This is a genomic window from Planctomycetota bacterium (assembly GCA_018242585.1).
In the GTDB taxonomy this organism is placed as follows: Bacteria; Planctomycetota; Planctomycetia; order Pirellulales; family PNKZ01; genus JAFEBQ01.
In genome coordinates this window covers 20,297-33,420 of the sequence record JAFEBQ010000014.1, presented here as the reverse complement: position 1 = coordinate 33,420, position 13,124 = coordinate 20,297, and the positions used below count along the sequence as shown (strand labels likewise).

The 13,124-nt window shown below is 56.7% G+C and carries 9 protein-coding genes; 4 read left to right on the top strand and 5 right to left on the bottom strand.

Features of this window, described 5'->3' with window-relative positions:
* The 3 genes from JSS27_08005 to JSS27_07995 all read right to left on the bottom strand — a co-directional run.
* Nucleotides 1–591: glycosyltransferase family 2 protein (locus tag JSS27_08005; GenBank protein MBS0208881.1), on the bottom strand; the 591-nt coding region annotated here is incomplete at its 3' end.
* Between the two features lie 258 nt (nucleotides 592–849).
* A complete protein-coding gene (locus JSS27_08000) occupies nucleotides 850–1,200 on the bottom strand; it encodes a hypothetical protein (protein ID MBS0208880.1) in 351 nt (116 codons plus the stop codon).
* A 68-nt stretch (nucleotides 1,201–1,268) separates the two neighbouring features.
* Complete coding sequence (locus JSS27_07995) at nucleotides 1,269–2,279, bottom strand: glycosyltransferase (GenBank protein MBS0208879.1); 1,011 nt, start codon at nucleotides 2,277–2,279, stop codon at nucleotides 1,269–1,271.
* A gap of 19 nt (nucleotides 2,280–2,298) precedes the next feature.
* On the opposite strand from JSS27_07995, the gene JSS27_07990 reads away from it, so the two are divergent.
* Both JSS27_07990 and JSS27_07985 read left to right on the top strand, forming a co-directional pair.
* Nucleotides 2,299–3,183, top strand: coding sequence for a hypothetical protein (locus JSS27_07990; GenBank protein ID MBS0208878.1), 885 nt, complete (start codon nucleotides 2,299–2,301; stop codon nucleotides 3,181–3,183).
* Nucleotides 3,184–3,370: 187 nt separating this feature from the next.
* Nucleotides 3,371–3,562 (top strand): hypothetical protein, encoded by a 192-nt coding sequence (locus JSS27_07985; GenBank protein ID MBS0208877.1) that lies wholly within the window; start codon nucleotides 3,371–3,373, stop codon nucleotides 3,560–3,562.
* A gap of 42 nt (nucleotides 3,563–3,604) precedes the next feature.
* Here JSS27_07985 and JSS27_07980 read toward each other — a convergent pair whose 3' ends face one another.
* Nucleotides 3,605–4,189 carry a hypothetical protein gene (locus tag JSS27_07980; protein ID MBS0208876.1) on the bottom strand — a complete coding sequence of 195 codons (585 nt, stop codon included), beginning with the start codon at nucleotides 4,187–4,189 and terminating at the stop codon, nucleotides 3,605–3,607.
* A 124-nt stretch (nucleotides 4,190–4,313) separates the two neighbouring features.
* On the opposite strand from JSS27_07980, the gene JSS27_07975 reads away from it, so the two are divergent.
* Together JSS27_07975 and JSS27_07970 are read left to right on the top strand one after the other, a co-directional pair.
* The gene (locus JSS27_07975) at nucleotides 4,314–10,004 is read left to right on the top strand and encodes an RHS repeat-associated core domain-containing protein (GenBank protein ID MBS0208875.1); all 5,691 of its coding nucleotides are present in this window, start codon (nucleotides 4,314–4,316) and stop codon (nucleotides 10,002–10,004) included.
* 398 nt (nucleotides 10,005–10,402) lie between these two features.
* Entirely contained in the window at nucleotides 10,403–11,590 is a 1,188-nt protein-coding gene (locus tag JSS27_07970; GenBank protein MBS0208874.1) for a transposase, read from the top strand.
* Here JSS27_07970 and JSS27_07965 read toward each other — a convergent pair.
* A complete protein-coding gene (locus JSS27_07965) occupies nucleotides 11,569–12,630 on the bottom strand; it encodes a transposase (protein ID MBS0208873.1) in 1,062 nt (353 codons plus the stop codon). The genes JSS27_07970 and JSS27_07965 overlap by 22 nt on opposite strands.
* Nucleotides 12,631–13,124 lie beyond the last annotated feature (494 nt).

Genomic DNA, 13,124 nt, shown 5'->3' with positions numbered 1-13,124 from the left:
GCCCGGTTTATCGCGGCCGAAGCCACTAAGGTGGAACGAACCAGTTCCTCCCCAGCGGTAAAGGTAGAAGATTTCTTCCGGCTTAATGGAGTTGTAATTTTTCCCTCGACCGATGAGCCGCTCAAACGCCTGCTCAAGGTCTAAATCTTGCCCAGAGCCCATGTGGGCGTAGCCGTGGGCCCGGTTGAACAGATCCCGCGTGAAGCAACTGCCACTGTGGAACAAGTTGGACTTGGGGCCCGAGACAGCGCCGTTGTTCAGCATTAGCGCCTTTGAGGGCTTGAAAAAACCCTTCTTGGCGTCGAAATGCGCGAGCGAAAACGAAATCCGATGCGGCAAGAAAATGTCGTCATCATCCCAGACGAGCAGCAGGTCATGGCTGGCAAGCGCCGCACAGGCATTTCGTTTCTCACCGACAGTCTTGAACCTTTTGGAAACATTGACGACCGCCACGTCAGGATGATCGAAGACCAATGTTTGTTGGGCGCAATCATTCAAGACGATCAACTCTTTGCCGCCGGTATAATCCTGTCGCAAAAACGACTCGATCGCTTCTTCCAGAACCTGAGGACGGCCGAACGTCAAACACATGCAACTGACTGCAGGAAGGTGGTTCATTGGTTGGTCTTTCTGGTCTTGAACTCAACGAGTGCTTCAGAGTTGCTCCTCATGGTTCCAAAGCACTGTCAACCCTTGGTGCCAATCACGATTCTTGTTCAACTCGCCAAGTGTCAAAATCCTGTGGTGCGCAAAATGGCGAAACGAGGGATGCATATCCTGCCGCGCCGTGTCGTGGACCATACAAAATCCTGTCGGCGAAAGCATCGCAGTGGCCTTGCTCATGCACTGCTATCGATAGTCACCGTCGATGAAAATGAAGTCGAAGCTGCCAGTGATCGCTGGATGGTTGACGAACGTGTCGATGCTGACCTGGCAGCCATAGGGACATTCTGTTGACGGAGGTTTCGCTTCGTGCAACTGAACGCGCGGTGAAACAAAGGGCTGAACCTTTCTAATCCATTCATGGTGCCATTCGATCCCGATCCACTGCTCAATAAATGAATGTCGAGAGAATACGACGGTGCTCCCGCCGATGCCCCACTCCAGACAACGCCTGGGCTGATATTTCAAGAGAAAGCTGTCGATAATTTGAGCCTCCTCTTCTGTCATGTAAGGCTTCAGCCCAGTATTACCTGTCATCATATTTCCTTCACACAACAATATCTATTCGACTGAACGGCTCACCGGCAGTGGAGAGAAGAATCGCATCACGAGTCAATTTGGTGGAAGAACTTGCGCCAATCTTCCTTGGCCTGTTCCATGCTCCAGTTCGAGTCGAGCCAGTCACGTGCGTTGTGAATCATCTGGCGGCGTTCTTCGCTCTCAAAGGCGGCGCGCGAGGCAAAGTAGACGAACTCGCGCTGGTCATTGCACAAAAACCCGGTTTGCTTGTGCTGGACCATTTCTTGCCAGCCACCCCGATTGTCGACAATCAACAAACTGCCACTGGCCATTGCCTCAAATCCGATTCGCGGGAGGTTTTCGTAGGTTTCGGACATCTGAATGATGCAAGTTGCGTGCTGATAGAGCTGGTGAGCAGTGATGCCACCCGCGGCATAGCACTTGATCCAGTTTGGCGGTTGGCCGACCTTCTTGGCGATCGTGTCTTTAAAGCCGAGAATGATGCCCTCCTTGAGAACTGGAGCGACCATCGTTTCATAAACCCAGATCTGCGCTTGATGATATTTTCCTGGGTCGTCACGGGAAATCCGGCCGAAACGGAATTTGTCGCTCGGTCGATCGGCAATGAACGGAAACTCCTCCGCGTAAAAGTAGGGGCGTACCTGAAACCACTGGTACTTCGGGTTAATTGTCTGCAATTCAGTTTGCACCCGCAGTCGCGCGTGTTCTGTCTGGTACAGAAACCAGTCAATAAGTCCTTGGCGGTGAGCTTCCTTCTCGGCATCGAATAGCCAGCACATGCAGTTGACGAACGTTGTTGAGCGGGCATACTCGCGGATGGCTGGCAACGCCTTCAGAAAATCACCGTTGCAATAGGAAATGACGTGCATTCCTTGGCATGCCTTCCAGTTCCGCGGTTCGTGAATGACGCAGCCTCGTTCCTGCATCCGCATCGCTTGTAGATTAGGATCAATCTGTCCGGTATGGACGATGTGAACTTGCAGGCCGAGCGACTGCCAGCAGCGGATCTGGTGATCGAGTTCGGTGTCAGCACCTCCGAGCCGGGATGGATGCCCTACGACGCAAATCTTATTCATACTGATTGAGCAACTCCCGATGAAACTCTTGACGATCTGTTATCCGACCTTTGGACGCGATAACGTGCTTCAGCTTACCAGCAAGGGAGACCGGGTGCTTCTTGCTCCGGACGAATTTCATGTCGGCCTGTTGGAACTAGGCTGGACGATCGACGTCGTTTCCTTAGCAGAGCCAACTCCTTTAACGCTGTTTCGTTCCGGCTTGCCGCTCCTGCGGCCGGAGCAAATCGACTGGTCTAAGTACGATCTCATCTGGCACATGCTTCGCGATCCGACCCAGCCGGAAGCATTAGCGCTATTGGCACGATTGCCCCAACTGCCCAACGTGACGGTTATCAACCATGCTGATCGCTTAAAGGATCACCATAAGGCCAACTACCTTCCGATTCTCCACGCGCTCGGTCTGGCGCCGCGAGTCACGACGCTACCACCCAATCGCACTGGCTGGCTGCACTCGTATGGGTCTTTTATCAGTCCAGATCGAAAGTGGATTGACACAAATGCTTTTAACAACAACCGCGGCGACTATCCAGCACGAGGGCATGGCAGGATCGTCACTGAGTTTATTGACAATCAAATTGATGGCTGGCATAGCGTGGTTCGGTTTGGGTTTGTATGTGGTGTGGTGACATCTGGCTTGCGTTATTGGTCGACCGATGCTGCTTTTCGCTCAGGCGGCGCGATGCGCCACGAAGCTTATTCCGTGCCGGCTCGAATCGAACAGCGTTTATGCGAGGGCCTGAGCCGAATCGGATGCGATGTCTGCCACGTAGAAGCTGTCCCGACGGCGGACGGATTGTATGTAATCGATATCAATCCCTATCCCACGGCTGACGGAAAGACCCTGTCGACGATCACGCGCGCGATGGTGGAGAAGATAGACCGGCATTTTCGGAGGCAGTGACAGCGTGCGCGATGTTGTCGCGCGGCGAGTTAGTGAGTGATCGGTTAGGGGGAAAACCCCTCATCGCTGCGCCTGCTGATTGGCATCGGTGACATTTTTGTTGACACTGCGGACGACAAGCGATAAGAATTCGAGGACTACCTTGCCTGGGGGGAATTTGGAGAACGCCGTCAAGAAGGACTGACTGATGGCGCTTCCTCAATCCTGCCCCGATACACCGAGACTCATGGCACTTGGGGTGGCACATGGCGAAGACGCCGCGCATTATTTCTGTCTCTCCGGCAGTCAGCTCAACGTCGGCCACGACGCGGCTGAAAATTGTCGGCGAACATTTTCAGGCCGGCGCATCGGTTTCGGTGGGTGGCGCGGCGGCAACTAACGTCTCGGTTAGTGCCGACGGCAAGACGATTATGTGCCACGCTCAAGCAAGAACATCGGGGCCGGTTGCGGTCCAGGTGACGAACCCCGATGGTTCGACCGTTGCCTTGGCCGAAGCGCATTCTTTTATTCGCCCTTTGAGCGATCCGTCGAGCAGCAGTTCCAGTAGTTCATCGAGCAGCTCAAGTTCATCTTCGAGTTCCTCCTCGTCGAGCTCTTCGTATTCGAGCTCAAGCAGTTCGAGCAGCAGTTCCAGTCCCTCGTCAAGTTCGTCGAGCTCATCCAGCAGCAGCTCCAGTTCGCCGAGTAGCTCTTCGTCAAGCTCCAGTTCCAGCAGCTCGTCGAGCTCGTCCAGTAGCTCGAGTTCCTCCTCCAGCAGTTCGTCCAGTAGTTCGAGCTCTTCGTCAAGCTCCTCTTCGAGTAGTTCTTCTAGTTCCAGTTCGTCCAGTTCATCGTCGAGCAGCTCATCGAGTTCTTCCTCAAGCTCCTCTTCGAGCAGTTCCAGTTCGTCAAGCAGCTCTTCATCGAGCGGTTCGAGTTCCTCTTCAAGTAGTTCCTCGAGCAGTTCGTCCAGCAGCTCTAGCTCGTCCTCTAGCAGTTCATCGAGTTCGAGTTCATCATCGACCAAAGCCAAACCGAAGCCGAATAAATGTAAGAAGTGCCAGGAAGGGCAATTGGTCGAGTATGAAACTGCTCCCGGGGCTACCTGCCCAGTCACTTCACCAGGTCCAATCAGCTTCCAAGATGGTCGCGTGCTGTTGTCCGCCAACGATGTCTCTTCCGGTGGGTTTGGCCAGAGCTGGGGACACGCGCGCAGTTACAACAACCAGATGTCGTCGGATGTCGACTATGGGAACGGCGTCAACTGGCTCGTGTACCAATGGCCCAACCTAATTGAAGACGGCGACACGATCATCGTAGTTCGTGCCGGACAAAATTCCGAATGGTACGACTTGTCGGGCGGGAGCTACGTTGGGCGCTACGGCATCCTCAGCACCCTGATGTTCGACGGCACCTATTTTACTCTGGCGTCCCGTGGCGGTACGACGGAAGTCTTTGCCAACTTCAGCTCCGATGAGCCGGGGCAGCTTCTGCAGCAGGTAACGCCTGGCGGTGCCAACGTTAGCCTTTCCTACGACGGTGGTCAGGTCGCGGAAATGCTGCGGACCTATTCCGATGGTGGCGTGACCATCACCGAGTCGTATCTCTACACCTACCTCGACGGTGAAAATGCTGGCCATATCGCCAATGTCATGCTTCGTCGCCAGATTGGTGTTGGGGGACCGTGGTACAACGTCCGTAAAGCCACCTACACTTACTATGCCAGTGGCGATACCGATGGCTTGGTCAATGACTTGAAAACCGTTACTCGCTGGGTCCCCGACGGCACCGATTGGACGATCGACAGCACCGATTATTATCGCTATTACGTCGATGACGCTGGCGGAACTGGCTTCGCGCACGGCCTCAAATATGTCGTCGGTCCCGAAGCGTATCGCCGGCTGACCGCAGCCACTGGTAATCCCTTCACGGCCTCCGATGCCGAGGTGGCGCAATTCGCCGACAGTTACTTTGAGTACGACGGCCTGCGCCGAGTGACGCTTGAAGATGTCGGCGGTGGGGCGAGAACGTTCCGCTACGCCTACTCCATCTCCGCGTTTGCCGATGGTCCGAACAACTGGACGCACAAAACGGTCGAAACCCGCCCCGATGGTTCGCTGAATATCGCCTACATGAACCATATCGGGCAGCCGATGCTGCAAGAGTTGACCGATGGCGTGAAGCGCTGGATTACCTACCAGCAGTTCGATGACAATTACGACGTGATTTTTATCGCCGCTCCCTCGGCGATAAATCTCTCGGCCAGCCCGGTCTACAACGAGAGCGTTCCGGGTTTAGCCGTTCAATTGTTGACCGGCGCTGGGTTGATTACGACCAATGAATATTACGACGGCACCACCGGAGTTCCCGCTGGCTATCTCAAGCAGGTCGATATTCAGCAGGGAACGTCCGGCACGCCAATTGTTCAGCAACAACTGCAGTACACATCGAATACCGCCAACGGCGTTACGGTTTATCCCGTCTCGCAGAAGACCGTGTATCAAGATGATGCCGGCGCGGTGCCGATTATCACGAGCTTCTCCTACCTCTTTTATTCCGGCACCAATCAACTCTTGCAGAAAACCACCACGCTGCCGGTCATTCCCACCGGCCAGAATGGCTCCGGAGTGTCGGCGACGCAACAAGAACTGTACGATCTGTACGGCAACATGATCTGGGAACAGGGGCCCCGTGGGTTCATCGATTATTTCACGTATGACATCGTCACGGGCGCGCGAACCCAGATGATCGAAGACGTCGATCCCAGTCTGACAACTCTACCGAGCGGCTGGTCTCGCCCAAGCGGTCTCCCAACGCCGCTCAATCTAGTGACCGACTACACGAACGATAACCAGGGGCGGATGACCCAATCCCTGGGGCCGGTCCATGATGTGGATGGCGTGGGTGTTCGGACCGCCCGCTGGACTGTTTATCTCGATGCGCAACATCAAACCTGGAGCGGCCAAGGTTACGCTACCGGCACGCCGAGCGACTACGCCTATACCCTGGTAAACCCGGTTGCGATCACGATCAATGATCTTGCGCGGCGGGCAATTGACACGATTGCCGCGGCGCGGTGCTCGACGAGCGGACCACTCGATGCGGGGGATTGCTTTGACCAGGCCAGCTGGACGCGTTGGACTCGTCAGACTTACGACAATGCCGGTCAGCTCATCTCATCGCAGGCATATCACACCATCCCCGCCAGCGGCTCGGGGCAAGCGGGTGTCAATTACGACGAGACCGAATTCGGCTATGACGCGATGGGTCGCAAAAATCGCACCGTCACCCCCGGTGGGACAATCAGCCGCTCGACGTTTGATGTGCGGGGAAGAACGACAGGTTCCTACATCGGGACGGACGACTACGGCGCGACCAATACCGATCCGACCGGCGGCAGTGCGCCAGGCAATAACATGGTGATCGTGACCTCGAACGCCTACTCGTCAGGCTGCGATTGCACCCAACCGACCACCGTCACCAATTACGTCGACGCGAACCCGGCCAATAACCGGGTCACAACGGTCACGCTCGACTTCCGCAATCGGGTGACGACGATCGCTGGTGAGTTGAACACGTACCAAGTGCGGACCTACAACAATCAGAACCAAGTGGTTCAGGTCGATCAGTACAACGGTTCCGGCGGCAACCTGATTGCCCGCAGTCAATCGCGATTCAATCCGCAAGGGCAGGTTTATCAATCGTTGGTCTTCGCCGTGAACCCGAATACCGGCGCAGTCGGCAATGCCCTAGTGACCAACAATTGGTACGACGAAGCGGGGAATCAGATCAAAACGCTTCCCGCTGGCTCGCAACTGTTCACTAAAACGTTCCGCGACAGTCAGGCCAGAACCTACGGCGTTTACAAGGGGTACTATACCGGCTCGGGAACCGAGCCCTACAGCGCCGTAGGGCAGATCACCTCGCAGAACAAGATCTTTGAACAGACGCTCTCGTATTATTCGGGTACAGACAAGCGGCCGATCGAGGTCGCTGTTTACCAGCGCAACCATAATGCCGACAGCACGGGCGGGGCACTGCAACCGACGTCCTCCGGTGCGCAGCCCTGGTCGCGCACCATTTACCTGGCTAATTACTATGATGGGGTGGGCCGTCTCGGGGCGACGGCTAATTACGGCACGAACAACAACGCAGCGTTCATACGCCCCGATGCAGTTCCCGAGCGTAGCGATTCGGTCTTGGTTGTTAGTTATGGTTATGATCCAGCAGGGAATCGTTTTCAGGCGATCGATCCGGCTGGTGTCGAAACGCGGCAGACGTTCAATGCTCTGGGCAAGGCGCTGAGTAAGATCGGCAACTACACCGGCGGCTGCCCTGGAAACACCACCGATGTTACCGTCAAGATGCAGTACAACGCTGACGGTAATCTGGTTGCGCTCACGGCCTGCAACCACACCACCGGCGATCAAACCACGCGCTATCTCTACGGGGTTTCGCCAGCCGACGGCTCAACGCTAACTAGCAACGCTCTGCTGCTAGCCACGATTTACCCCGATGCCGTCAACGGTCAGGATCGTGTAACACAAAGCTACGACCGCCAAGGCGAGCTGATCGCCAAGACCGACCAGAACGGGACAGTCCATCAATACATCATCGATAAGCTCGGTCGCCAAACCGCCGATGCCATCGCCACGCTTGGCTCGGACATTGACGGTTCGATCCAGCGCATCGGCCAAGCCTATGATGTGCGCGGCTTGCCCTATCAGATCACCAGCTACAGCGATTCGGCCGGAACCACGGTCGCCAATCAGGTACAAAACGCCTACAACGACTTCCAGCAGCTGGTGATGCAGTACCAAGAACATTCCGGCGCGGTGAACACTGCGACCACGCTCAGTGTCGATTACAGCTATGCCGATGGCTCGGCCAACACCGTGCGCCCCACGAGCTTGGTCTATCCCAACGGGCGCACGACGACCTACGGCTATGGCACGAGCGGCGGCGATAACGATCGGATAAGCCGCGTCCAAAACCTGGCGGATGTCGCCTCGGGCGTCACGCTCGCCAATTATACCTATCTGGGTTTGAGCAGCTTCGTTCAGGTTAACTATCCGCAGCCCAGCGTTACCTACAACTTGGCTACGGGGTCAGGTGCCGCCCCTTATCTGGGGCTCGACCCATTTGGACGGGTGGTGAACTGCCTTTGGACGAACGCTTCGAGCACAACCGAACAGGTGCTGTATGGCTACAACCGGCTGAGCAGCCGAATTTGGCGCGGTTGCCCATTGGCTGCCTCGCAATCACCGCCGGTCTATCAGGATGAGCTTTACAGCTACGATCCCTTGCAGCGCCTGGTCGACATGTCGCGCGGCCAACTGATCGACGACAACACCCAGATCAACGGCGTCAGCTTCGCTCAAAACTGGCAGCTCGACGCCACGGGAAACTGGCCCGAGTTCCGCCAGTGGGACACCGCCACGCCGACTAACAACCTCGATCAGCAGCGGGCCAGCAATCAGGCCAACGAGATTGCGGCGATCACTCAGCGCTTTGGCGCTGCGTGGGCACAACCGGGTTATGACCGCGCCGGCAACATGACCACGATTCCCAATGGGAACGATCCGACCGTGGTCATGAACGGCGTCTACGACGCTTGGAACCGACTGGTCGCGGTGGCCGGAGTCGCGACCTACGCCTACGACGGCCTCAATCGGCGAATCACGATCACGGCCAGCGGCCACATACGTCATTGCTACTACACGGCGCAGTGGCAGGACATCGAAGAACGCCTCGATGCGTCAACCACGCCCGATCGACAGTTCGCCTGGGGCCTGCGTTACATTGACGACTTGGTGCTGCGCGATCGTTCGACGACTGGCACGTTGAATGAACGTCTCTATACGTTGCAAGACGCCAACTGGAACGTCACGGCCGTCGTCAACACCAGCGGCGTTGTTCAAGAACGCTACCGCTACTCCCCCTATGGCGCACCAACATTCTTGAACGCTTCGTTCGCGCCGATCGCCCTTGGCGGCAATTACCAGTGGGAAACACTGTACTGCGGGTATCGCTGGGATCTGGTAACAGGAATATTTGCCGTCAGGGAAAGATACCTGCAGCCTTTTATCGGCAATTGGATTTCACGAGATCCTTTAGGTACTCCAGAGAGCGAATTAAATCTTTATCTGTATGGGATTGATTCTCCATTGAACGCAATAGACCCGCTAGGAACTACGTCGTCTTTTACTAGCTTCACTTTCTTCGATATCGAATCGATAAACTGGAAGCGATTCGGCAGCGATAATCCTGATATATATCTGGGCTCGGCATATTTTGATTTTGACGCAAGCTGTACTCCCGACGGTCAAGTTGTATTCAATTCCGTACCAAGTCCAACAACTCAAGCAGTTCCAGGCACTTTCTGGCAAGCAGATATAGTCGCCACTGTTGAAGGTCCGTATGGCATTTCATGCGGAAATAATGTCGGGGTAGCGTCTGTATTCAATGTCGTTGCAACCACTTCCGGGCGAGGCGCTCGGGATGCGGCGGCCCGTTTGGGTGCCTTCGTCGGTGGGGTAACCGGTGCTGCAATGGGTGGCGGACTTCCTGGTGCCGTCGTGGGCGGCGGGATAGGCGCGGCTGGAGGGTTCATTGCTGGTTCAGTAGTGGAGTCGTTTTATGCGGATTCAAAAGCTGCGCGCGTGCAAGTGAATATTTGTTGCTGTTGTTTTGCCGGCCAGTCGCAATTCAATCCAAGCCCACAAGTGAACTACCAACTTGTTGCAGTAAGCAAAACGGAGGAAGTCTATGCCAACTGGAGTGCAACCGAATACAGCTGCGGAGGATCGGTTCCCTCCGGAGGACCGGACCAGCGTATCTAATCGCATCGCCGAATGCGAATTGAGGATGCAGCGGAATCGTCGGAACCTTCGCAGCGTTATTCTGGCACTGTTTTGTTTAGCGGTCGTCTACGTAGTTGATTGGGTTTATATACGGCCCCTCAGAGAACAGCGGTATAAAGAGGAGCTCAAACAGCTATTTGAAATCGAGATGCGCAAACTGGACCAGGAAGCAGCTAAAAGGAAGTAGCGTGGCTCGCGTCCTGTGCCAAAATAAATCGCGTACCAGGGAGCGCGTTTGGTCGAAGGTTCAGAACGGGTCGAGGTGTCAAAAAAGCGCTTGTCGGGCTCTGTTGAAAACCTGCTTTGATTGCTTCGGCCGCTAGCTGGGGTGGTTGCGTAATGAGTGGGTGTCGACGACGAGCAAGAGTCCGGCAGCGGTGTTGCGAGCAGCGCTCGATGTAGCGCGTCGCGCGCTACCCAAGTACAGCCATCGCTTCAGCCCCAAGAAGTTCACGCAGCATCAACTCTTCGCCTGCCTGGTGCTCAAGGAGTTCCTGCAACTGGACTATCGCGGCCTCGAAGCGTTACTGGCCGAGAACGCTTCGCTACGTGACGTGCTCGGACTAGCGACGGCACCCGACTATAGCACCGTGGCCCGCGCCTCGCGACGCTTGCTGTTGAGTTCACGTGTCCAGCGACTACTCGACCAGACGCTCCGTCGCGCGCGAGTGCTTCGTAAACTCAAGCGGGTGCAACTGGCGGCCATCGATTGCAGCGGCTTCGAAGCGCACCGCGTGAGCCATTACTTCGTGCGGCGTCGGGCGCGGGACGGAAAAACCACGGGAAAATGGCACACCACGACCTATCGCCGCTTTCCCAAGATCGCCCTGGTCTGCGATTGCCATAGTCACTTGATCTTGTCGGCTACCACGCATCAGGGGCCCGCGCCTGACTTCGATTGCTGGGATGCCACGGTCGACCAGGCGCGGCGGCGGTTGCGGATCAACAAGCTACTGGCCGATGCCGGCTTCGACGCCGAGTGGATTCATCAGGCAGCCCGGATCGTCTACGGCATGCGTACACTGATCCCGGCCAAGCATGGCCGGCCCACCGACAAGCCACCGCGGGGTTACTTTCGGCGGCGGATGGCGCGGCGCTTCGATCGCAAAACCTATCGCCAGCGCGCTCAGGTCGAGACCGTGTTCAGCATGCTCAAGCGACGGCTGGGATCAGCCGTCAACGCACATCATTACTGGAGCCAGTGCCGCGCCTTGCTCCTCAAGGCCATCACCCATAACCTGATGATCCTCAGACCACCAACAGGTTTTCAACAGAGCCCGCTTGTCGCAGTTTTGAAGTCGGGAGCGAGCGCGGCTGGGAAGCGACTTCTGTCGTCCTGGTCAAAAACATTGTCATCGACAAATTCCGTTAGCGGGGAGGGTTTATGCTGCGGTCTGCTGGCGCGAGTGTGCCGACCTGCCGCGCATCGATTGGTTGTCAAGACGCTGCGGCGAGAACCGCCGGGCGGAGTTTTGCTGCCGGGAAGTCGATGTCGGCGCGCACGGCGAGCGCCGTGCGAGGGAACCATGCCCCGCATGGACGCTCACGCGGCGTGGCGGTGGTAGTGCTTGAGCAATCCGCCGAGGCGAGATTCGCAAACGATTTCGCCACCCGTAATCGTTTTGTCGGGTGGAGGCTCGGGAGTCGGAGTGAGCAACTCGTTGCCCAGCCCTTGATGGGGCCGATGTGCGTGGTAGTAGCGGATGTATTCGGTAACGAGGTGATGTAGATGCCGTTCACCGAGGATCACGAAATGATCGAGACATTCCTGCTGGACCGACTGAATCCAGCGCTCGACGAAGGCGTTCATGTTGGGCGCGCGGGGGCCAACCGGCATGACCTGAATCGATTCGCTGGCGAACACGGCATCGAACGAGCCGGAGAACTTGGCGTCATGGTCGCGCATGAGGATCGTCGGTGGCTGGCTGTTCTCGGCGTGCAACAAGAAGTTGCGGGCCTGCTGCGTGACCCAAGCCGAATCGGGATTGGCCGTCGGCGAAGAGACGAAGACGCGCCGACTACCGACGTGCAGTAAGACCAGCAGGAAGTACGGGACCAACCCCGTAGGCGTCCAGACTTTTTTGCTGAAGAAGTCGCATTGCCAGAGGGTGGCGGCATGGCGTTCAATAAACTCGCTCCACGTTCCCTCGCCGCGCTTCGGTCCGGGATCGAAGCCGCCTGCGCGCAGCACGTTAATCACAGTCGAGCGCGCGAGCTTGCGAATCCCGAGCTTTTTCAACTCGCCGAGAATCCGGGTGTAGCCCCAGCCGGTTTCGCGCGCCAGGCGCAGGATCAACTGAACGGTTTCAGCAGCCGTACGCGGCCGGCCGGTCCTGGCCGACTTGCCGACCGACTTGGTTTCGCCACTGGCCCAGCGCGCGAAGGTTCGCGGCGAGACGATCGTGATCACGTCCTTGATCCGCGGTCCCAGCGGCAGACCGTATTTCAGAATCCGTTGGCGCTGTCGGGGAGAGAGGCGATAATGCTTGGGGCAGAGTTCCCGGTAGGTGAGCGCTTCTTGGCGGTAATACTGTAGCGTGCGGGCGACTTCCTGGCGGGCCGCTTGGCTGAGAAAGGCCACCAGCGCATGGTAAAACTTGAGCATCCCGGCAAAATCCACAAGTGCAAGTCAGAGTTGAGGATGACAGAGTTTTTGTACAGCGCTGCGAAGGTCGTAGCCAGCGCCGGCGCGGAACCATCAGGGCGGAAAACGGGCAACATCAGTGGTTAACAGCCAGCTTGCCACTGCCGTTAACTCAAACCATTCTGGTTCGTGGCCGGTTGTGTTCGTTTTCAAGCGGCCGAACACAACTTGAAATCGGCAACGCACAACCAGTAAACAACTTGCAGTTTTTCAAAAAGAGAGTATTGTCACGAAGTGGGTTGTGACCAGGGAGCTTTTTCGGTTTGCGAACTTCGCCGACCCCGGGGTTTACTTAGAACTCTCTCGTCGGCTTTCTGGGCACACTCGCCGTATCCGCAAGCCGGTACGACATTTGGGATGCGGAGAGTTCTCGTCCGCCGACTGGCGCGAGCGCAAAAATTGCTCGCGCCCACGTTTAGCCCGGACAAGGCGAGAAAACTCTCGCGCTCTCGGTT

Coding starts and splice junctions, on each gene's coding strand:
- JSS27_07985 (MBS0208877.1), top strand. CDS start 3,371: ATGGCGCTTCCTCAATCCTGCCCCGATACACCGAGACTCATGGCACTT.
- JSS27_07965 (MBS0208873.1), bottom strand. CDS start 12,630: ATGCTCAAGTTTTACCATGCGCTGGTGGCCTTTCTCAGCCAAGCGGCC.
- JSS27_07990 (MBS0208878.1), top strand. CDS start 2,299: ATGAAACTCTTGACGATCTGTTATCCGACCTTTGGACGCGATAACGTG.
- JSS27_08000 (MBS0208880.1), bottom strand. CDS start 1,200: ATGACAGGTAATACTGGGCTGAAGCCTTACATGACAGAAGAGGAGGCT.
- JSS27_07995 (MBS0208879.1), bottom strand. CDS start 2,279: ATGAATAAGATTTGCGTCGTAGGGCATCCATCCCGGCTCGGAGGTGCT.